Below are 20,969 nucleotides of genomic sequence, written 5' to 3'. Positions count from 1 at the left end.
AAAGTGAATAAATAAGAGCAATAAAAAGAAAAAAGAAAAACGTTTTTAAAACTAGAGATTTCATTTGCAATAATTAAAATGTCAACCCTATTGACATTTGGAAATAGGTATTGTTTTTATTTTTAGAATAATTGTAATAATCCAGATTTGTTTTAAGGAAAAAATTAAAATCAGAATCGTATTTATAATCCCATCTTCCTCCCAAATTTACTTTAGCGTAAGCAGAAGATAAATAAGCAAAATTATAATCAAGTACATCAAAAATGGGAGTGTTTTGTGTACGATCACTAAGATCCATTTTTGAATCTAAAGCCCAGCCGTATTCAAAACCTGCAATTATATTGATTAATGATCGGGACAAGAGTTTTGAAATTGAAAAATCCAATTTTCCAGTTCCTTGTGTAACCTCCATCTTTCTTAATGGATCAACATATTTTTCGGCAATTTTTTTTAATTGCAAACTGGGTAAAACAGACCATGATAATTCCGGTTGAGGAATATAATACAATCCAGAAATTGCAATTGAAGAAACCTGATTGGTATATTTAGCCGCTTCAGAAATTTTAATATAAGAAGTAGTCGATTTATTGTCGAATATATTCTCTGTTCCTGTTCTATCAGTATAAAAAGCCTGAATTTTGGCACCTAAAACCTGTTTTTCTAATTTCTTCAAATAAGAAATCTCTCCTTCTAAACGTTGTTCTACAATACCGGATGCAACAAGGTTTTGAAATTCGGTCATTATTTTTTCATAATCAAAATGGTTATATCCTACTGATAAAACAAAACCATTTTGATCTTTTGGAAACAATTGCAAATTAATACCGTACCCTCTTCCATCATAAAAAGAACTCAGTTTATTTCCGGTAAGCAGATTATTATAAACACCAAGTCCTGTCATGTGATAAACTGCAGGTGCGCCGAGTTCACTAAAGAATTTTAAACTATTAGATTGTGTATATTTTTGAAAATTTACTGAAGATCCGACTGCATAGTGACCTCCAATATTTTGGGAAATTCCTGCCTGGACTTTCAGATCTGAAACCGTATTTTTAGGTCTTGGATCTACATCCCTATATTCTAATAAAGCCCGATAATCTGCTAAAATTCCAATTATTGTCTTAGAGAATGATTTTGAATAGCCGCCTTTAAAGGCATATTCTTCAAAAGAAATATCTCCCCCTATAGAATCTGCTGTTACGTAAGGATATACAACCTGATAATCTGAGCTTTCGTTCCAATATACATTTTTTCGTTTCCCATTTTTATAGTAGGCTCTTCCAATAACAGTATTTTCAGAATTAATCTTATAGTAAGACTGTGCGTTTACCATAAACTGATTAATTCCGTTTCCTAATTGTTGAATATTCGTTTCCTGCGATGTTGCGCTATACCCCGCACTCAATTCTGACAAAGAATATTTGCGGGCAAAAGGCAGATTCGCAGGATTCATATAAAACACATTTGAAAAATTACCTGACGGAGCTAAATTTTCATGAATACGGATTAAGACAGAAGTACTGTCCTGTGCGTATAGCATACCTGAACTAAAAACAAAAAATAGAAATACGAAACGAAAGCTCATGATTAGAGTATTAATTCATTAAAGAAGGTTTAACTTCTGCGTTAAAATCTACTGTAGAATTATTAGTGTCTTTTACTATTTTTTTACCGTTTGAAGCAGTAGAAAGTGTTTTACGGCGTACACTTTTTCCGTAACGGGTAGCATCTGAATCTACTTTTCCGCAATACGTCCATCCCATATCTAATGACGGAGCCGTAACAATCCATTGAAATTCTGACTGAACACTTAAATTAACCGCATCAATAATCCATACATTAGGAATAGAATATACACTCTCACCCATTGGATAACTTTCGCCACCAAAAACTAAATTGTATTCGTAATCATAAGTATAATCTTTTAAATAAGCTGTTTTGGTAACTGTTGACGGCATTCTAGCAATCACAAAACTTCTGAAACCTCTGTTGTGAATTACCATCGAAGAGAATAAGTTTTCCATATTTGGAACTGAAGGATTATCAACGTCATCTGAATCATCAGAATAAAATTCGAATTTAGCTGTTCTCATGTCCATTGAATTCGGATTGTATTCTTTATGATTAATAGCATCTTCAGCAATAATAAAATATTCTCCCGGCTCAATTGGATAAGTTGTTCCATTACCAGGAACTACTGCAATTGCAGATGCTGCAAACGACTGCGCCATAATGTTTGGTGTGTACTCTTGTTTATCAGTCGTCATAAATTCTGATTGTGCAATCATCAATCCATCAGCATACAACACTTTATCTGTATTATTGTAAATTCTGAAATATTTATCGCCCAGGTATTGTTTTCCTTCAGCAGTTCTTGTTCCTGTGAAAAATATTTCTTCTATAACAAAATCGGATTGAGTCGTTTTTAAAAACAGATTTAAAGAAACTGCGGCTGCCTGACCTGTAATTACAACCGATTCTTTGTAACCGCTTACTAAGGCTTCGGTAGTAGTACCATCTGCTGCATATTTAATTTTTCCGTTAATGGAAATTTCGTAAGAACCTTCGGCAAGTGTAATGGAAAGATTATTTCCTGTAAATGAACTGTTTTCAGTCACTTTACCGGTATTAAGTTCTTTAAAAGAAACCGAAAGATCTGAATACGAAACACTACTTAAATCGTCAGGATTTACAACTGTTAAAGTTACAGCGCTTTGTCTGTTATCATTATCATCATCCTTAGAACAAGACTGTAATAGTGCCATAACGGCTATTGTAAGATAAATGGGAAGTAATTTAATTTTCATAATCGGGTATTTATTTAGTATTAAAAGTTAAAAATTCAGGTTGAGTTCCATACCGAAATAAGGCGAATTGAGTCCTCTTCTTTCTGTCTTCTGACCATTGATTTCATAGTCTTGATAATAGCTGAAAAGGCGATTAACGAACATGGAAATTCGAAATCTCTTGTAGAAATCTTTAGAGACTTTGAGATTCATATTCATCGACATGGGAACAGTTCTTTTTTGAAATGTCGCATCATTATACTTGATATCGAGCCATTGCAGAATAGGATCTGATTTATGGCTTTCAAGATACGGATGCTGCTCTCCTAAAGGATCTATATATGAAACAGGTGTACCGTTCATTGGTGTTGACTGACTGCTGCTGAACCACAAAAACTGAAACGAACCGGAGAATTGCATTCCAAGTGAAGGAATGTAGGTATCGGCAATTAAATTAGTATTGAACTGCTGCCTTTCAGAACCGTCATCCAATTGATAAAGACCGATGTAAGGCATTCTTTTTCCGTCAATAATAATATCTTTCTGACCGCTTTTGTAAACGGGACTACTATTGGTATAAGTGGTTTTAAACCAGGCACCGTTTAAGGTAAATCGTGTATTGATTACAGAGAAACGTTTCGATGAAAATTGAAATTCAACTCCATCTTTAAACAATGAGCTGCCGTTATTGGTAATACTGTACGAGGTTAGCAAAGTATCCATAACATAAGTCATTTGAGTAAGATCAGGCTGAGAAGTCAGAGTTGAAGGGTCAATAGAATTATTGTCGTATTTTTTATAAGAAAGGGCCTGATACCTTGAGCCATTTCGAAAACCTGAATTCATTCGTTCGCTAAAATAGGTTATAGAAAAGCGATTATTATCATACGAGAAATCAGCACGAACTTCCCATTTTTTATTTACAGCCGGCTTTAAATCATAATTGACCGGCAGTGTTTTGTAAGTCATCAAATTGATTCTTCTGTACGCAGGATTATCATGATAATAATTAAGCTGTACCAAATCATTGTAGATAAAATCCGGATATAACTGTGCCAGAGTTGGAAACTTCGTGTATTGCCCAATTCCAGCCGTAAATTCTGTTTTTAAGAAATGTTTTCCGATTTTAAAAGAAGGAATTACCCATTGTGCATTTATTCTCGGATCAAAATAATATTGACCATAAATCGCATAATTTGACGGGATATTTAATAACGACATAGCTCTAATTCCGCCTGTCATATTCAACTGATGTTTTCCTAAAGGAATACTAATTGCATCTTCTGCAAAAAAAGAAATATCAGTACTGGCTGGAATATCTTTGTACGATCGCGGACGTGTTGACATTTCTGGAGAAGGCGGATGCGTTGTGTCGTAAACCTGACCTTTCCCATTGTTTTTAGAATACGTCCACTCCGATCCTGCTTTTAAAGCATGTTTTATTCCAAATAAACGAAGTTCAAAATCTCCCACTGCTTTTAAATAAGCATCAAAAGGTTTTCCATCAACAGTTAAATTAGAAATATACTGCGGTGTTAGAAAAATACCGTCAGATTCGCCTTGTTCTGTATTATTGGGAATGGCAGTAGCACTGGATACCTGAACCCATTTCGTCTGTTCAATTTTATCTAATTGCTGGCTGATAGAAGTTGATAATTGAACTGATTTTAGAAAAGAGGAATTTTTGAAATTTAAATCGAAAGAATTGCCAGTCGAAAATCTATTATAATCAGAACTGAAACGGTCTATTTTAGCATAACCCACATCCGGATCTGCTCTTTCATTATCTATTGAACCTGTATAATCTAAACTAGAATCCCATTGAAGCGAGTGAGAAGCATTCTCCCAAGTTTTTTGCACACGAATTGATGCCGTAATTCTTTTGTAATTTTCAAAACTATTCCGTGGATCAGGTTTTGCATCTAAATAATCTAATCCGACATTAAGCACAAAACGTTTTGCTTCTGATTCAAAACCTTTCCCAACATAATATAATTTACTGAATTCATCTGCTTTAAAACGAGATTCCCAGTTTGTACGACCTCTTTTTCTTTTAATTTTAATAAGCCCGCTGGTTAAATCACCATATTCTACAGAAGGGATTCCGCGGATAATTTCGACCCGCTCAATCTGGTCTGTAGAAATAGAACGCATGTCAACTCCTTTCGAGGTTGTATTCCTCCGTGTGTCTGCATAACCGGAACCGGGCGTCACACTCATTCTTGGTCCCGTTGTATATTGCAGGTTAGCATCGGTATTAATTGGAATTCCGTCAACAACAAAAGCTGTTCCAAGTGATGAAATATCATAATTAGAATCTGATGTACCTACTTCTCTTAATTTTATAAAATTGGAAGCATTAAAAACAGGATCTTTTGAACGTCCACCAGGTAAAAGTTCCAATAGATCAGTAAAGCTTGAAGGCTGTAAATGCTGCATTGCTTTTTTATCGATAATCGATGTACTGGTCATTCCGCGTGACTCTACAGCTGTTACCACTACTTCATTTAACTCAACGCTGGATGAAATTAATTCAAAAGACAGATTCTGACTGGATTTAATTTCCAGATTTCTTTCCAGAGTTTCATATGCGATGTGTGACAGTTTTATTTTATAACTGCCTCCTGAAATTGAATTTAAAACGATACCACCAAAATCATCCGATTGCGCTTCATATTTTTTAAACACTCCCTGAACAGAAAGCAGTACATCTTTTACCGGAAGTTTAGTCTCAGCATCTTTCACTATAATCGTAAGGCTAAATTTTTCTGTACTTTGGGAAAAAACAGAAGAAAAAAATAATAAAGATGATAAAAGAATAGTAAGCTTAATATTCTTAAAAAGCAGTGCAGAAATTTTATGAAAAAAAAGCATTTTAATTAATTTGTAACTGGCAGTTATAAGACATATAACAAAAAGGTGATTTACAGTTGCAAATATAACATAATTTAGACTAAATAAAAATAGTTGTTACAAATTCTTGAATTTAAATACTTCTATTAGATAATTAAGCTTTCAAAGTATCTGCAAACTATTTTTCTGGTAGCTTAGAGCAGTATTTAGTAAAAATCGGTTTTACTTTTCAAACCAATTTTAACCAGTTACCCTGCATTTTTTAAACGGTCTCTTACTGACGTCATTAACTCCTCCTATTGAATCGTTCCAATTACAATTCCGCTACCTACATAATTTATTCCCATTCAGCAGGCTGGTTTCCTAATGGTGTAATTCGCTTTTCTTAAAGCTTGTTTTTAAAATGTGGTCTTAATTACAAACACAAACTGCTTTACCTCTACTTCTATAATTCGCGTCATATTTATTCCGCATCACGTCACAAGACAAACCTTAGCAGATAATATCTTTGGCTCAGTTTAAAATCATTCTAAATAAATTCAGAGTAAGCGCTTTTCTGAATCCTATAGAGTGTTCTTGTACAATCAGCTTTATAAAAACATAGATTTATGAAATTTAAAATTATTACTGCTTTTGTTTTCTTCTTTACTGTCTCAGTATTCTCAATACAGGCACAGGAAACAAAAACAATCAAGGGTATTGTCCAAAATGCTAACGGCTCGCCATTGCCGGGAGCCGTTATTTCGGTAAAAGAAACCAACCAGACTGTAAACATCAATTCTGAAGGAACATTTGAAATACGTATCAACCGAAAAAACAGCATTACTCTTGTCTGCACCTATCTCGGTTTTAAAACCACTCAAAAACAAATTAACTTAAATGAAGACGCTATAGAAAATCTCATTCTTGTAATGGAAGAAAACTCTAATGCTCTCGAAGAAGTTATTATTACAGCTAATAAAAGAGAAAGTAAACTGCAGAAAACCCCTATTTCAGTTTCTGCTATTTCTTCTAAGGAAATACAACAGCGCAAAATGATCGACATGACCGATTTGGTAATGACTGTCCCCAACCTCATCACCATGAGTGGTGGTTCTCCCTCTTTAAATGCCATGTCTATCAGAGGTATTATAACCTTTTCAACAGATCCTTCAATTGGAGTTAATATCGACGGCGTTCCAATGTTTGACGGTTATGCAACTTCGATGCAGCTTCAGGATATTGAGCGTATAGAAGTTTTGCGAGGACCTCAAGGTACATTGTATGGAAGAAATGCCTTGGGAGGTGTAATCAACATTCTGACCAAACAGCCTGATAATACTTTTAAAGGTTTTGCCGAAGTAGGAATAGGAAAATTTAATATGCAGGAATATAGAGCCGGCATTTCATCTCCTTTAATTAAAGATAAATTATTTGCTTCTGTAAATGGTTTTTACAATACCAGAAAAGGGGCTTACAAAAATGAATATACAAACAGTGATTTTGACGATTATAAAAATTATGGCGGTAACTTTTATTTAAAATATCTGGCTACTGACCGTCTTTCTTTTGTTTTGAATTCTAAACTTGAAAAAAATGATATTAACGGAACATTCCCTTATTCCCAAAATGCCGCTTATGCTTTTGAAAATCCGTATAGAATTAATCAAAATGGAAGAAATATAGAAAATCGTACTTTATCGACTACGTCATTATTTGCAAAATATCAAATGGACAAATGGGAACTGACTTCTCTTACTGCATTTAATTATTTAGATGATGTATACCGTGATTATGATTATGACTACTCCCCTTATGATTTTTCATACTGGAATGCTCCTGTACGTCCGCAGGGAACATGGACTCAGGAATTTAAAATCGCTTCGCAAAATTTAGGACGATGGGATATTACTGGCGGTTTGTTTGGTTTTTCAGATAACAGAAAAGCCGAAACCTATACATCATACGGTAATGATGCCGTATCAATGTATCCGAATGCACCTTATACTTTGTCTACATTCTCAGAACAGAATGGAAAAGGATTTGCAGCCTTTGCACACATCACGTATGCTCTATCTGATAAATGGAAATTAACCGGAGGAATACGTTACGATTATGATGAAAAGGAATTGACACTGCACGATGAGTATATTAAAGCGCCAAATCCAACACAAATTTTCCCTGCAAAAACGGTGGGTACATCTGATAATGCAATATCTCCCAAAATAAATCTGGCGTATCTGGCTGCCGAAGATATCACGATGTATGCTAATTATGCAAAGGGATTTCGTCCCGGAGGTGTAAATCAATATGCAAGTGCGACCAGCAATTATCTTTCTTTTGCTCCTGAATATACCGATAACTATGAAATTGGAATTAAAACCGAATGGCTGCAGCGTAGATTAAGAGCTAATTTTGCCGCATTTTACACCTATTGGAAAGATCAGCAGCAGAGTTTAATGGTTCCTGAAATCAGAATTGTGAATGTTGGTGAAATGTACAGCCGCGGACTGGAGCTTGAAATTACAGCGCTGCCTTTCAAAAACCTGCAAATTAATTACAATCTTGGTGTTGTAAATACAAAGTATGATAAACTTTTGCTGTTAAATGAAGATAATACAGATAACGTAGATTATAAAGGCAATAAACAGATATTTACACCTGATTTTTCATCTGCTCTTTCGGTTACTTATTCAGGAAATCTTACCAAAGACATCAGTTTCTTTATCGTTCCTGAATGGAAATATTTGGGTAAACAGTATATGACTTACTACAATGATCTGGTACAGGATCCTTTTTCTCTGCTAAATGCCAATGCAGGAATTAAATACAAAAAATATGAATTAAAATTCTGGGCTAAAAATATAACTGACAGCCGCTATATATCATACGTATATGCAAATTATCGTGGAAACAATTCTCCTGTTTTATTGGGACTTCCTACTACATACGGATTAAGCGCAAAAGTTAATTTCTAATCTTAAAAAACACATTATGGCTTTAGAAATAAAAAGTCTTTCCAAAACTTACAATAAAGATAAAAAGGCATTATCTGATATTACGTTAACGATAAAAAAAGGCATGTTTGGTCTTCTTGGGCAAAATGGTGCCGGAAAATCAACTCTGATGCGCACCATCGCTACACTTCAGGATCCCGACTCGGGCAGTATCACACTCAATGACATTGACATAAGAAAACAACCTGAAGAAATGCGCAAAATTTTAGGATATCTCCCTCAGGATTTTGGAGTTTACGAAAATATAACTGCATTTGAAATGTTGCATCATATTGCTAAAATGAAAGGCTTATCAGAGAAAAAAGAAAGACAACAGTCTGTAGAAGAGTTGCTGCACAGAGTAAATTTATATGATGTAAAAGACCGCAAATTATCGCAATATTCGGGAGGAATGCGCCAGCGATTTGGAATCGCTCAGGCACTCCTCGGTTCTCCCGAAATTATCATAGTTGATGAACCCACGGCAGGACTTGACCCTATGGAAAGAAATCGTTTTTATAATTTGCTCAGCGATATTGGCGAAAATACTATTGTTATTCTTTCTACGCATATTGTCGAAGATGTCTCAACGCTTTGCAATGATATGGCAATTATAGGAAACGGAAGAGTTCTTAAAGCAGGTAAACCCAGCGAAATAGAAAATGAATTATCAGGTAAACTCTGGACAAAAAAAATTGACAAGTCCAGTCTTAAAACAGCTTCAGAAAACCATCAGGTGATCTCAACCTATTACGAAGCCGGAAAGCCTATCATAACTATTCTTTCAGACGAAAGACCCGACAGCTCCTTTGAAATGAAAAAACCAACTCTGGAGGATGCATATTTTAATCTAATGTTTCAGCAAAATATCAAATAGAAAAAATATGCTTAAATCTATATACAGCTTTGAGATGTTTCAGCAGCTGAAACGTCCTTTCATCTGGATTGTATGCCTTTTGATGTTCATTCAGGGTATTTTCTACATGCATCACAGCGGAGAGTTTTATGCTAATGACGAAACTTTCGCCAATGCATCCGCCATTTTCTTTACTGTTTTTGCCGGGGTAGGATACGTTGGATTTATTGTAACTGCAATTATTGCGGGAACCGTAATTACAAAAGACATTCAGTCCAGATTTTCTTCGATCCTTTTTACGACCTCTGCCAGCGAAAGCGGTTATTTCTGGGGAAGATATCTGGCAGGATATACTATAATGCTCGGATTAAATCTCTTTTATCTTCTCGGGGCATTTTCTTATTCTTTTCTTCCGGTTAAGAATCTGGGACCTATAAATTTTCCAGCACTGGCAGCGGCAGTGGTTTATATTCTTATTCCAAACACTTTCATCCTTTTCACTTTCTGTTTCAGCGCTGCAGCACTAAGCAGAAACATAAGAAGCTCTTATCTGGCAAGTATGTTTATCATGCTTTTTATGATATTTGCTGTTTCCATGCACGACTTCAACCGCACGGTAGCTCTTATTGACCCCACATCATTTGGGGTTTTACTGGACGAACTGGAACATATGTCTCCCTCCGAAAAAAATATTTACATGCCCACAGGTTCCCTAAATTTGATCGGAAACCGGTTAGCATGGCTATTTCTGGCAGGAGCTGCACTTGTGCTAAGTAGAAAGACTTTTTCTTTTAAACAATTCGGAACTATCTCTACTGGCAAAAAAGAAAAACAAATCAGGGAAAAAGAACTTGCGCAACCGGAAATTTCTCAAAACCAAAATTTAACAGCCGTTTTCAAACCAAAATTCTCAAGCTGGTTAAACTGGAAAAATGCATTTTCACTTTCTTTAACGGAGTTTAAAAGCGTAACGGCTCCTGTTGGTTTCAAAATATTTCTGGGACTTCTTTCTATTATGTATATCTGTTATATTGCCGTATGGCAGCAACAGTATTATTCAGCAGCCCCTACTCTGCCGGTAACTGTTGAGATAACGAATATCACTATTGCATTGTCTTTCTATTTTCAATTGTTTATTATCATAAATACAACAGAACTGTTATTTAGAAATCAGACTACTGAGTTCTGGAAAATTGCCGATTCATTACCTGTTCCTTCCTGGGTAACTGCACTTTCAAAAATTAATGCCATGATTCTGGTCAGCTTTTTTCTTTGCTGCTGTCTTATTGTTTTAGGTATTATAGTTCAGGGTGCAAAAGGATATTATGATTTTGAACTTTCGGTTTATTTTAACGAAGTGATCCTCCGCTGGATGCCTAAATATATAGGATATATAATACTCTGTGCTGCTGTGGCCGGAATCTCTGGAAGTAAATTTATTACACACGGAATCTCTATTCTGGTCTTGGTGGTAACCATTATTCTTCATGAAATAGGCGTGCTGGAACAGCAGCGTTTTGCATTCACATTTGCGCCCGGAGCATTAAAATATACCGACATGAATGGCATCAGTTTTTTTGGAACGGCCAATTTTTGGTACAGCCTGTATTGGATTTCTTTTATTTTAGCGCTACTATCCATTGGATTATTGGCATGGACAAGAGGTCTGGCTTCTCCATTTATAAAGCGTTTGAAATTCAAAGGAAAAACAGCTTCAGTATTTATTATTCTGCTGTTAATATTCAGTAGTGTTTTTGCTTATGCGTCTCATCATATTTATCAGACGGTCAATATTGAAAACAAATTTTCTTCATTGGAAGATGATCGAAATGATGATGCTTCTTATGAAAAAGCATATAAAAAATTTGAAAACAGCTTACAACCAAAAATTGAACATGTTGATCTGGAATTGAATATAAATCCTGAAATCAGAAGCATGGATTACACTGCAGCTCTAAAATTATACAATCCACATGCCGTTTCTATTGATACACTGCATATTGAATGGGTCGATTTTATGGTTATTAAAGATTTAAAACTAGCCAACAATTCCCTTAAATTAATACAGAAAGATGAAAAACTCAGACATGCCGTTTATAAATTAGGAAAACCGATTCTTCCTGAAAATACTGCAAGACTAATTGTTAAAGCGCATAAACAATATAAAGATTTTACCAATGATGATCCGCAGCAGGATTTGGCATTTAACGGTTCCTGCATCAATGAAAATCTTCTTCCGTTTATTGGAGGTTATGACAACAGGCGTGAACTTGCCGAGAATAAATACCGAGGAGAATATGGTCTTTCTAAAATGAATTCTTCACTTCCTGAGCCAAACAATGTCAAAGCAAACAACACTCTTTTTGCCTCAACCCAGTCGCAATACTTTACGTATGATTTTACCATCAGCACTTCTGAAAAACAAAATATTGTAATGCCGGGTATTTTGGAAAAAAAATGGAACAACAGCCAAAAAAATTATTACCGATATAAAAGTGAAATTCCTGTTCCTTACCAATTCAATATACTTTCTGCGGATTACGAATCAAAAATTCAAAATATCATCGTTAACGGAAAACAAATTGCTTTAGAGGTTTATTATCATCCCCAGCACTCCTATAACATCAAAGCCTGGGTAGAATCTGCCGAAGAAGCTTTAAAATTTCTCTCTAAATATTTGGGAGAATATCCATACGATAAGCTTATCATTGCCGAAAAACCAAGATATAACGATGAGCATCTTTCGTCTGCAGGAATGATCGTCCTTTCAGAAAATCATGGCTGGATTGCTGATATACAAAGAGAGGAAGACCGTGACTACCTGCGTTTTGTGTGTTCACAGCTTATCGCTGAACAGTATTTGCAGAGAGGTCATTTTTCAAGAGTGCAGGGTTATCCGTTTCTAACCAAATCTGTCCCTCGTTATATGGCATTAACACAGATGCAGCAGCTTTACAGCAAAGCTGCAATTGATAAGTTTCTGAAAAAAAATCATGATAAATATCTGGCTGGAAGAGCCCTGGCAGGAATTCAGGAAAAAGCTGTGCTCTTAAGTGATGAAAATCAGGATTACATATACAATAACAGAGCGCTCGAAGTTTTATATGCGACTGGCAATACGCTTGGAAATGAATTCCTTCTTAATGCAATTGGGACATTCTATAGACAGTCCCTGCAATCGGAATCAAAATTAACCGCTGTTGACTGGTACAATGACCTGGCAAAAACAATTCCCGTAAATAAACTCAAATTGATTAAAGATCAATATTCTCTTTAATAACAACAAACGCCCTTTCTTAGGGCGTTTATTATTTATTTTTAAATCTAATTTCTGTGGGAGATATTCCAAACTTTCGTTTAAAAGCAGCAGAAAAATGAGTGGCATTTTTATAGCCTAATTTATCACTTATATTGGTAACATTCCATTCTGTTTCGCAAAGCATCTTATGCGCTTCCTGCATTTTGTAATTCTGAATAAACTCAAATACAGGTGATCCAAAAACTTCTTTAAAACCTTTTTTTAATGAACATTCATTTGTGCCTGCAAAAGCAGAAAGCTCCGAAATAGTAAACCAGCAGTTTAAGTTGTCAACCATCACTTTTTTTACTTTGTAAATCATATCTACTTCACTGCTTTTCAATGAACAGAATACATCACAGTCATGGTTCTGCATCTGCTCAAACTGAAGCAGCATTAATCGGATGAAAAGTGATTCTAAATGGAGTTTTAAAAAAAGACCTTCTCTTTTGGACCCAAACATTTCTTCTATACAGTCCCTCATAGGAGGCGTGATAAAAAGTTGATGTTTATGAAAAGGGAAAAGCGGACTTTCATGATCAGAATAACCATTTTTTAAATGGAGTTTCATCTCTTTAAAATAACCGGAAACCATATCTTTCGAAACCTGAATTATACAGCTCTTAGAATCTGTATTTAATTTGACGGCTGTTTTTCCTTTGTCTATCAGATAAAAACTCTGCTCATTGCTATTGAACCTTACTTTTTCATTACTGACAATTACATCGCTCTTACCCGAAAATTGATAATAAAAAAGAACTGACTGATTCATTGATGGTAACTTTAAATCAACTTTATTTGGAGAAAGGTTTTCAAAAAATAAAATCTGAATATCTTTAAAGATAATCTTATTGACACAAATTCCGCTCGTATCTTTTGTTTGATTTGCTGCCGGATACCTTTTCATGGCAGCAGATTGGTGATCTGCTCCTATTCCCAATATTGAATTATGCCTGTTTAAACTCATGATATAGTCTTAAAATTTAGTCTTTTTGAACTTTTCCAAACTGTAAAAATTATAATACCAAAAATGATCCAGTCAATTATGGCACTTGCAGAATAGATACTGCTTATTCCGTAAAAGCGAGGTATAGTCAGCATAACGGGAATATAGAATACAACTTGTCTGAGGATTGTAATCACAAAAGCAGGTTTTACATCTTCAATAGACGGAAACCAGACCATCGCCATAAAAACAAAGGACAATCCTGGCAGAATACTCATATAAATGCGAAAATCTCTTAATTGGTTCAGTGTAAAATGGGTATTGGGCATCATTACAGACATCGCTCCGGAAGGATCCAGCATTACAAACAGCCAAAAAGGAAGAAGCAGGACTAAACCAGTCACAGAAAACAGCCAGTACGTTTTGATGCACCTTGTATAATGACGTGCTCCATAGTTCATACCTGCAACCGGCTGCAGGGCACGCATAAGTCCCCAAAGCGGTGTATTTAGCAGAATATAAAATCGGTTTACTGCTGTAAAAAAGGTAATATCCGTTGTGTTTCCATATTTTGACAATACATTAAAAACTACGATATTCTGAATGACAATCATAATCATCATAATAAACCCCGGCATTCCCAGCAGGAATATTTCCTTAATAATATCTTTATTCCCGGAAACGGACCAAAACTTACTCTTGAAAACTGATCTTCCGCTTTTGTAATACCAGATTCCTAAAACGGTATAGATAATCATTGAAATATTGGTGGCCCATGCCGCACCGGAAACACCCCATCCAAAGGTGTCTATAAAAACCGGTTTCAATACGACATCAACTACAAGTCCCACAGCAATCATCCATGCCGCTGTTTTCATGCGCCCCTCGGCACGGACAATCATATTAAGCGCAAGACCGTGTATCCAAAAAAAACTTCCTAAAATAGTAGCACGGAAATACTCTGTTCCAAGAACTAAAATTTCATCCCGTCCTCCCATCATGTAAATCAATTCTTCTGCATAAAAAAAACAGGGTATTGTAATGATTATAGAAAATAAAATACTAAGATAATTTACTGAGCCAAAAACCCTGCCCAGTTTTTCTTTATCATCAGCCCCAATCCAGATACTGACAGCTGATCCCGCTCCTGTACCGATTAAAGAACCGAATCCCTGTACAAACTGTGCCAACGGATATGCCACACCCACGGCGGCCAGAGCCGTACTGTTTATGAGATGACCTACAAAAATGCCATCCAGAAAATTATTCATTCCATACAAAACCATTGCGGTAATAGCCGGCCATGACATCTGCCACATCACAGTGGTTAAATTTCCTTTTAATATAAACTGTTTCTCTTTATCCATTTTAGTGTACTATTTCTTCAATTCTTAAATTACTATTCAGCAGTATTACGGTCTGTAGTCCTCTGCCATTAACAAATTCAATTCCTCTTTGATCAATAAGGAGCTTGTCCAGCAATGATTTGTCAAGAAAATCTTTTCCTATGCGCAATAGTTTTACTCCTTCTGCCCCGTTTGGATGCTTTATGTTTTTAGGTTTTGGATTTGGGACATAAGCCGACATTATAAATGGAAAAACAATATCATTAGGGATCAATAATTCCCATTTTAATTTTCGCTTGTCCTTATCGACCCGTTTAGCTTTATGAAACCGATAAGGGATTTTGTTATTGGCAAACAGCTCTTTTTCTTCTTTAAGGTTTTCTTCTGAAGACTCCAGCGACCATTCACACCAGCCGTTGCTGAAACTTTCCCATTTTTTCATTCTGTCCAATATGGGCTGATATCCTGCAATTTTCATAAACCATTTTGTAAATCGGGATAATCCGGGATTTTCATATATTTCAATAAAAATTCCTTTTTCAAACCATATGAAAGCGTTGTAAGCTTTCTCCGGTACAGTTCCATATTCTACAGTAAATCCTGCATCTGTTAGTTTTTTAACTGCTTCATAAAGATCAGTAACACGATATAATACATGACTTAACTGGATATTTTTTTCTCTATTCATTTGTTCTTTAATAATTACTTTTTGGTCACTAATAATAAAAACAGGTTTATTATTAAGAATTATTCTAAATAATTTTTAGATTTGTGCAAAAGTAATACGGCACTGCATTTTCAGAGTACGCTGTAGGGAATAAAAGGTCCGCAATAGGGAATATTTAAACTATCAGGCATGAATTTAAAATTATACGACGACAGTCCGTCCAATATCCTTTTTGAGAAAGAATACCCCGGATCATTTTATTTTGCGGAAGATGGATTAAATGAAACAATTATACATCTTGAACATCCGTTTGGTCAGGGTTATTATAAAGAAATCTATTTTGAGGGAGTTCATATTGGTTTTGGAAATGCGCAAATGAGAGAAAAAATGCAGCTTAGTTTTGAAAGTGATTTTGAAACTATCGAAATGCATTTTTCCTTAAAAGGAAAAAGTACAGCAATGGCCGAAAAATTTGATAAAGCAATATCGTTCGAAACCCATCAGCACAATATTGTATATGCCAATGCCATGTGCGGAAAAATGAATTGGGAAAGCGACCATTTTCAGCTTTGTGAAATTAATTTATCACCGATCTTCTTTAAAAAATTTATAACACAGGATACAGCTTTATTCGATACATTCAGAAATAATATTGAAAAAGGAAAATCAAGCCTTATCAGCAGTCAAAACTATCGTGCCAGTCATCAAATGTATCAAATCATTTATGAGATTATGCACTGCGAAAGAAAAGGAACTTTTAAAAGAATGTTTCTGGAAGCCAAAGTCATTGAATTGTTATTATTACAGCTGGAACAATTTTCTACTGATGCCTCTTCTTCCACTTCACTGAAAAAATCGGATATAGATAAAATATACTCTGTAAGAGAGTTTATGCTTCATAATCTGGATTCTGCCAGTTCTCTTATTGAGCTGGCACATAAAGCCGGCACCAATGAATTTACTTTGAAAAAAGGGTTTAAAGAACTATTTGGAACTACTGTTTTTGGTTTTTGGAATGATACCAAAATGGAACAAGCCAAACTCCTTATATTAGATCAAAATATGAATATCAGTGAAGTAGCAAATGTAGTCGGGTATAAAAACCATAGGCACTTTTCTGCGGCATTCAAAAAAAAATTCGGAATAGTACCCAGTCAGCTTAAAAAAATGTAGCAAATAAAAGATCTTTGCTAAATTAAGCCTTATTAACCATCTTACTATTTAGTATTTTATTTTTAAACTTTTTTGAATACATAAATAGAATGTGCCCAGTAAAATCAGTAATAGATCAAATTTTATTATATCAGGAATACGAAGAATTTAACCCTTATAATACATCACGGCAAAAAATGCTCCAAGTTCTATTCCAAGCTCCATACAGATATACATGGTCGCTATTGCCTTTCCTCTAAACTTCTGTTCGTTTAAATCTATATTGTCCACGGACCTACTGCTAATGAAATGAGACCAGCACCTGTACCATAAACAGCTGCTCCGGCAAGCAGAATATTGATACTTTGCTCTTCACTTATGACAAATAATCCATGAGCATGACAAGCTTAATTTTAGACAATCATAAAAAAAACTCCCTAGTAAAACTAAGGAGTTTTTCGGCAGCCGGCCGGTACCTGAAAAGTATCTCTAATTAACTAAATTTCCACACACACTGTTCCAGAAAATCCCGCCGGTCACCTTTTATTTTTTTAATCTAATGAAATGTTTCAGAGCAACTTTCATTTAGCATTTAGCCATTTGAAATTGTAAATTGTGTAATTTATTTTGAAGATAATTCGGACTCAGTATGCAGGACACAAACCCAATGACCATTTTCTTTTATCCATGTTGAAGTACAGGCACATTTCATCGATTTATTTTCTTTTGCATCTAACAATTCTATTACGTAAGCTGTTACCGCAGTTTCGTTAGTAAGTAGCTGGGATTCAAAATCTGAAAAACTCAAAACTTTTATTTTATCTCCTTCTCCAGACTCAAACATCTTTTTGAAATTGGCTTCATCTATACTGTGTACACCATTTTTACCAGCAATTATACAGGGAAAATAGGTAAGATTTTTTACAATCTCGTACTCATGATCCTCCATCCCCTGCCAATATCTTTTTTCCAATTCTATAATTTCTGTTTCCATTGTTAATGATCATTATTACTAAAAACAATTACATCTTAGTGCTCCATTTTTAACGATTTTCAAATTCTCTACGGTTATAAAAATCATCGTCATTAAATGCCGTCTCGTCTGCAGGATAATAAGATTTCATTACATTTCTTTCATAATCCCTGCCAAAATTATACTGGCTGTTATATCGGCTTGTATTTCTAAATGTATCATATCCTATACCGTTAGCCATTACAATTTTCGTGTCTTTATTTATATTTACAGATCCAATTGGTATAATGATATGACTGTCTCCATCCTTATAAACAAACTCTTTACCATTGTCATAAGCAATTGCATCGTGTACCTCATTATGACTGTCCTCAATTAATTTCTTATCAACCTTAACATCCAGGTAAACAACGCGTTGCATATCCTTATTAACCCAAAGATTATCAATAGTGCCTATTGTGCGGTTATCAGCATCTACTATTTTCCATCCTCTAACATCAGAATAGTTTGAAGCAATCTTATAATCAGAAAGTTCGTCCAGTCGGTATAAATTTCTATCTTTAGTTTCCATAGTTATTCGCTTTATATTTTATTTTATTTTTCAGGACAATGCTCTGTTTTTGTCGTAGTACTGCCTAAATTTCTATCAAAGTAAATCTGTGCCTCCTATTTCCTGTCCTGCTTTAAATTATTCTGCTATTGTATCTGTACCTACTGTATTTTCGGTTTCTACACTTCTGTCAACTGTTTCGTTATCTTTTACAAAGACGTAGTACGCAACTGCCGAGATTAACAGAATTGCTATAATCCAGGGCCATATAGGCTTTTTCTTTTCAATTTTAATTTCTGCCATGACTTTATTGTTTTTAATTAGATTTTAACTAAGAATAAAATTACAAATGTCTGCAGGAGGATAAGTATTTAATTTCATTCAGATTTTACAAAATTCCCAGCAACAAAATACTCTAAACACCTTTTAATTAAATAATTAACATTAAAAATTATATAACTATAAACTAATTCGTTTGCATAATTTTATTACTGATTTACATCAATAATTAATGTTTAAATATAAAAAACCATGAATTTTTCAAATCAGAAGAACAGAAGTCTTAGTTCCAGAACTTCAGAGAAAAAATATATTATGAAAAGTATCTCAAGCAGAACCAATGAAAAAAATAATGTTGTAACATTTAAAAAGTTTTCTGAATACCCTACTTTATACTAAATCTAATCCTGTAATTAATTAGAAAGATGAAAGATAAAACCACAACTGAAAAGAGCCTTAAAGGAAAGAATGTTGTTATAACCGGAGCGAGCAGCGGTGTTGGCAGAGCTACAGCCGAAGCATTTGCTCAGGAAGGTTGTAATGTAGTGATAGTGGCCAGAGGACAGAAAGGAATCGATGATACGGTAAAATTTTGCCGTGAACTAGGCGTTATGGCAATTGGTATTTCTGCAGATGTGTCTAGTCCTGTGGATGTAGAAAAAGTAGCTGCAGAAGCAATGGGAATTGGAGGAAAAATTGATATCTGGGTTAACAATGCAGGTGTTATGGCCAGTGGAAAATTTGAAGAAATTCCTTTAGAAATTCATCAGCAGGTAATTAAAACGAATTTGTTTGGCTATATGCACGGAGCTTATAACGCCATCAAAATTTTTAAAAAACAAAACGAAGGCATTCTAATTAATAATATATCGATAGGCGGATTTATGCCTGCACCATACAGCGCTGTTTATTCTGCCAGCAAATACGGAATCAGGGGGATGATGGAATGCCTGCAGGGTGAAATATCGAATAGGAAACATATCCATATTTCTAATCTATATCCGCAGTTACAAAACTCTACTGGTAATCTACATTCTGCCAAGTATTCCGGGTTTGATATGACAATACCATTTATTGCATCGGACCCTCGTGATACTGCTGCTAAAATAGTAGAACTTGCTAAAAATCCTAAAAAAGAGCTGTTCCCTGATTTCAAATCTGCTGCTATCACAGGTACTTACAAGTTATTTCCAAAAATGGTCATTAACACAGCATCTGCTGTTATCCGTACTAAAATGAAATTCAATGAAAACAAAAGGAATAACCCTGGAAATGTTTTATCCAGGTCAAAAGAACCATTAAGAGTTTATGGAAATCCTTCTGCAAAAACTGCATCAAATCTTACACTTGCTGTACTTGGCGGAATTGCAATAAGTATTGGTTTGCTTCTTTTTAATAAAAGAAGTAATCAACGCAGTGCATAAACATTTAAAAGAATCAAAACCTAACGTATATCCCTATAGATTATTAAAATCAAACTTGCCTCAACAAATCAACAACAACCGATATTCTCTTTCCCTTTCTATTGGTGCTCTATGAACACAAGGCAAAACTTTTTGTTTTGGATGGTCTACAGCCAGACGCCAAAGATGTCCTAATTCTAAATTAACAGGTTCCGCACCCTCATGAACCTGATAATGCAAATCAAAATAATTTTCTTTCAAAAAGTCTTCAAATTCTTCTTCCGGTCCATCATGTAGTTCTTTTAACTTTGCCCGGATTTCCGGAATCAGGATTTTTTGTTCTGTCTGTGAATTAGGAATAATATCGCTTGCTGCTCCGTGATAAGTACATAAAAAAGTATCGGTTGCAATGGGCGAACGATCAACATGAAACGAATAGACATCAGTAGATATAAAATCAAATTCATCATCACGCTCATAACACTTCAATAAATTAAGAGAAGGTGAAGCGCCAAATTCCGTTAATAATTGTAAATCATTTAAGATAATTTCCCTTGCTGTATTCCCCTTTTCCGAGAGTTCGAGTGTCATTAGATCTTCTGGAAAAACTTCGGTTATATTTTCTTTTAAAGATAATCTTGTTACAATCTCATTAAAATCACCCTCCAAATTTCTGTACCAGCACAACGCATTTATTTCTCCCTCGAAATTGGTATTCACAAGATCGGAGAAAGTAGATACTAAACCAATTTGTTTGTTGGCAGAAAATGTGTTACACATGATATATATTAAAAGATTTAGTTACTTTACCCATTACAAAAATATGCAATATTTGGCATGCGCCAAATATGTGGAGTGCTTCTCTAATTAAGTTTCTGTCCAAAA

General features: G+C 34.8%; 16 protein-coding genes. 6 read left to right on the top strand and 10 right to left on the bottom strand.

Going from position 1 to position 20,969, the window contains the following annotated elements; translation table 11 throughout:
* Nucleotides 1–73: 73 nt before the first annotated feature.
* The 3 genes from ACFS3A_RS09090 to ACFS3A_RS09080 are packed head-to-tail and all read right to left on the bottom strand — an operon-like array spanning nt 74 to nt 5,660.
* Nucleotides 74–1,585 (bottom strand): DUF6850 family outer membrane beta-barrel protein, encoded by a 1,512-nt coding sequence (locus tag ACFS3A_RS09090; RefSeq protein ID WP_379825086.1) that lies wholly within the window; start codon nt 1,583–1,585, stop codon nt 74–76.
* A 10-nt stretch (nt 1,586–1,595) separates the two neighbouring features.
* Complete coding sequence (locus ACFS3A_RS09085; protein ID WP_379825085.1) at nt 1,596–2,807, bottom strand: DUF4876 domain-containing protein; 1,212 nt, start codon at nt 2,805–2,807, stop codon at nt 1,596–1,598.
* A 27-nt stretch (nt 2,808–2,834) separates the two neighbouring features.
* Complete coding sequence (locus ACFS3A_RS09080; protein WP_379825084.1) at nt 2,835–5,660, bottom strand: TonB-dependent receptor; 2,826 nt, start codon at nt 5,658–5,660, stop codon at nt 2,835–2,837.
* A 587-nt stretch (nt 5,661–6,247) separates the two neighbouring features.
* Here ACFS3A_RS09080 and ACFS3A_RS09075 point away from each other — a divergent pair.
* The 3 genes from ACFS3A_RS09075 to ACFS3A_RS09065 are packed head-to-tail and all read left to right on the top strand — an operon-like array spanning nt 6,248 to nt 12,747.
* Nucleotides 6,248–8,596 carry a TonB-dependent receptor gene (locus ACFS3A_RS09075; protein WP_379825083.1) on the top strand — a complete coding sequence of 783 codons (2,349 nt, stop codon included), beginning with the start codon at nt 6,248–6,250 and terminating at the stop codon, nt 8,594–8,596.
* A gap of 16 nt (nt 8,597–8,612) precedes the next feature.
* The gene (locus tag ACFS3A_RS09070) at nt 8,613–9,491 is read left to right on the top strand and encodes an ABC transporter ATP-binding protein (RefSeq protein WP_379825082.1); all 879 of its coding nucleotides are present in this window, start codon (nt 8,613–8,615) and stop codon (nt 9,489–9,491) included.
* Between the two features lie 7 nt (nt 9,492–9,498).
* Complete coding sequence (locus ACFS3A_RS09065; protein WP_379825081.1) at nt 9,499–12,747, top strand: hypothetical protein; 3,249 nt, start codon at nt 9,499–9,501, stop codon at nt 12,745–12,747.
* Nucleotides 12,748–12,778: 31 nt separating this feature from the next.
* Here ACFS3A_RS09065 and ACFS3A_RS09060 read toward each other — a convergent pair whose 3' ends face one another.
* The 3 genes from ACFS3A_RS09060 to ACFS3A_RS09050 are packed head-to-tail and all read right to left on the bottom strand — an operon-like array spanning nt 12,779 to nt 15,748.
* Nucleotides 12,779–13,735 carry a helix-turn-helix domain-containing protein gene (locus tag ACFS3A_RS09060; RefSeq protein ID WP_379825080.1) on the bottom strand — a complete coding sequence of 319 codons (957 nt, stop codon included), beginning with the start codon at nt 13,733–13,735 and terminating at the stop codon, nt 12,779–12,781.
* Nucleotides 13,732–15,081 (bottom strand): MATE family efflux transporter, encoded by a 1,350-nt coding sequence (locus ACFS3A_RS09055; RefSeq protein ID WP_379825078.1) that lies wholly within the window; start codon nt 15,079–15,081, stop codon nt 13,732–13,734. Before ACFS3A_RS09055 ends, ACFS3A_RS09060 begins: the two co-directional genes overlap by 4 nt.
* A gap of 1 nt (nt 15,082) precedes the next feature.
* Nucleotides 15,083–15,748: a VOC family protein gene (locus ACFS3A_RS09050; RefSeq protein ID WP_379825076.1), complete on the bottom strand. Its 666-nt coding sequence runs from the start codon at nt 15,746–15,748 to the stop codon at nt 15,083–15,085.
* Between the two features lie 168 nt (nt 15,749–15,916).
* Here ACFS3A_RS09050 and ACFS3A_RS09045 point away from each other — a divergent pair, with 168 nt between their 5' ends.
* The gene (locus ACFS3A_RS09045; protein ID WP_379825075.1) at nt 15,917–16,900 is read left to right on the top strand and encodes a helix-turn-helix domain-containing protein; all 984 of its coding nucleotides are present in this window, start codon (nt 15,917–15,919) and stop codon (nt 16,898–16,900) included.
* A gap of 601 nt (nt 16,901–17,501) precedes the next feature.
* Here the strand turns inward: ACFS3A_RS09045 and ACFS3A_RS09040 are convergent.
* The 3 genes from ACFS3A_RS09040 to ACFS3A_RS09030 form a co-directional block, all read right to left on the bottom strand.
* On the bottom strand, nt 17,502–17,873 hold the full coding sequence (locus ACFS3A_RS09040; protein WP_379825073.1) for a DUF4440 domain-containing protein: 372 nt from the start codon (nt 17,871–17,873) through the stop codon (nt 17,502–17,504).
* A 49-nt stretch (nt 17,874–17,922) separates the two neighbouring features.
* Nucleotides 17,923–18,423: a PRC-barrel domain-containing protein gene (locus tag ACFS3A_RS09035; protein WP_379825072.1), complete on the bottom strand. Its 501-nt coding sequence runs from the start codon at nt 18,421–18,423 to the stop codon at nt 17,923–17,925.
* Between the two features lie 117 nt (nt 18,424–18,540).
* Entirely contained in the window at nt 18,541–18,705 is a 165-nt protein-coding gene (locus ACFS3A_RS09030) for a hypothetical protein (RefSeq protein ID WP_379825070.1), read from the bottom strand.
* 228 nt (nt 18,706–18,933) lie between these two features.
* On the opposite strand from ACFS3A_RS09030, the gene ACFS3A_RS09025 reads away from it, so the two are divergent.
* Together ACFS3A_RS09025 and ACFS3A_RS09020 are read left to right on the top strand one after the other, a co-directional pair.
* Nucleotides 18,934–19,080 carry a hypothetical protein gene (locus ACFS3A_RS09025; RefSeq protein ID WP_379825069.1) on the top strand — a complete coding sequence of 49 codons (147 nt, stop codon included), beginning with the start codon at nt 18,934–18,936 and terminating at the stop codon, nt 19,078–19,080.
* Nucleotides 19,081–19,106: 26 nt separating this feature from the next.
* Nucleotides 19,107–20,105 (top strand): SDR family NAD(P)-dependent oxidoreductase, encoded by a 999-nt coding sequence (locus tag ACFS3A_RS09020; protein ID WP_379825068.1) that lies wholly within the window; start codon nt 19,107–19,109, stop codon nt 20,103–20,105.
* Nucleotides 20,106–20,165: 60 nt separating this feature from the next.
* Here the strand turns inward: ACFS3A_RS09020 and ACFS3A_RS09015 are convergent, their stop codons facing one another.
* Nucleotides 20,166–20,864 (bottom strand): DUF1826 domain-containing protein, encoded by a 699-nt coding sequence (locus ACFS3A_RS09015; RefSeq protein ID WP_379825067.1) that lies wholly within the window; start codon nt 20,862–20,864, stop codon nt 20,166–20,168.
* Nucleotides 20,865–20,969 lie beyond the last annotated feature (105 nt).

This window comes from Flavobacterium notoginsengisoli (assembly GCF_042686225.1).
GTDB classification, from domain to species: Bacteria; Bacteroidota; Bacteroidia; order Flavobacteriales; family Flavobacteriaceae; genus Flavobacterium; species Flavobacterium notoginsengisoli.
This window is presented reverse-complemented; position numbering and strand designations above follow the sequence as displayed.

Excerpts from the sequence above, each read along its gene's own strand:
- ACFS3A_RS09065 (WP_379825081.1), top strand. The coding sequence starts at position 9,499 with ATGCTTAAATCTATATACAGCTTTGAGATGTTTCAGCAGCTGAAACGT.
- ACFS3A_RS09070 (WP_379825082.1), top strand. The coding sequence starts at position 8,613 with ATGGCTTTAGAAATAAAAAGTCTTTCCAAAACTTACAATAAAGATAAA.
- ACFS3A_RS09075 (WP_379825083.1), top strand. The coding sequence starts at position 6,248 with ATGAAATTTAAAATTATTACTGCTTTTGTTTTCTTCTTTACTGTCTCA.
- ACFS3A_RS09040 (WP_379825073.1), bottom strand. The coding sequence starts at position 17,873 with ATGGAAACAGAAATTATAGAATTGGAAAAAAGATATTGGCAGGGGATG.
- ACFS3A_RS09060 (WP_379825080.1), bottom strand. The coding sequence starts at position 13,735 with ATGAGTTTAAACAGGCATAATTCAATATTGGGAATAGGAGCAGATCAC.
- ACFS3A_RS09025 (WP_379825069.1), top strand. The coding sequence starts at position 18,934 with ATGAATTTTTCAAATCAGAAGAACAGAAGTCTTAGTTCCAGAACTTCA.
- ACFS3A_RS09080 (WP_379825084.1), bottom strand. The coding sequence starts at position 5,660 with ATGCTTTTTTTTCATAAAATTTCTGCACTGCTTTTTAAGAATATTAAG.
- ACFS3A_RS09085 (WP_379825085.1), bottom strand. The coding sequence starts at position 2,807 with ATGAAAATTAAATTACTTCCCATTTATCTTACAATAGCCGTTATGGCA.
- ACFS3A_RS09020 (WP_379825068.1), top strand. The coding sequence starts at position 19,107 with ATGAAAGATAAAACCACAACTGAAAAGAGCCTTAAAGGAAAGAATGTT.
- ACFS3A_RS09030 (WP_379825070.1), bottom strand. The coding sequence starts at position 18,705 with ATGGCAGAAATTAAAATTGAAAAGAAAAAGCCTATATGGCCCTGGATT.
- ACFS3A_RS09045 (WP_379825075.1), top strand. The coding sequence starts at position 15,917 with ATGAATTTAAAATTATACGACGACAGTCCGTCCAATATCCTTTTTGAG.
- ACFS3A_RS09055 (WP_379825078.1), bottom strand. The coding sequence starts at position 15,081 with ATGGATAAAGAGAAACAGTTTATATTAAAAGGAAATTTAACCACTGTG.
- ACFS3A_RS09015 (WP_379825067.1), bottom strand. The coding sequence starts at position 20,864 with ATGTGTAACACATTTTCTGCCAACAAACAAATTGGTTTAGTATCTACT.
- ACFS3A_RS09035 (WP_379825072.1), bottom strand. The coding sequence starts at position 18,423 with ATGGAAACTAAAGATAGAAATTTATACCGACTGGACGAACTTTCTGAT.
- ACFS3A_RS09090 (WP_379825086.1), bottom strand. The coding sequence starts at position 1,585 with ATGAGCTTTCGTTTCGTATTTCTATTTTTTGTTTTTAGTTCAGGTATG.
- ACFS3A_RS09050 (WP_379825076.1), bottom strand. The coding sequence starts at position 15,748 with ATGAATAGAGAAAAAAATATCCAGTTAAGTCATGTATTATATCGTGTT.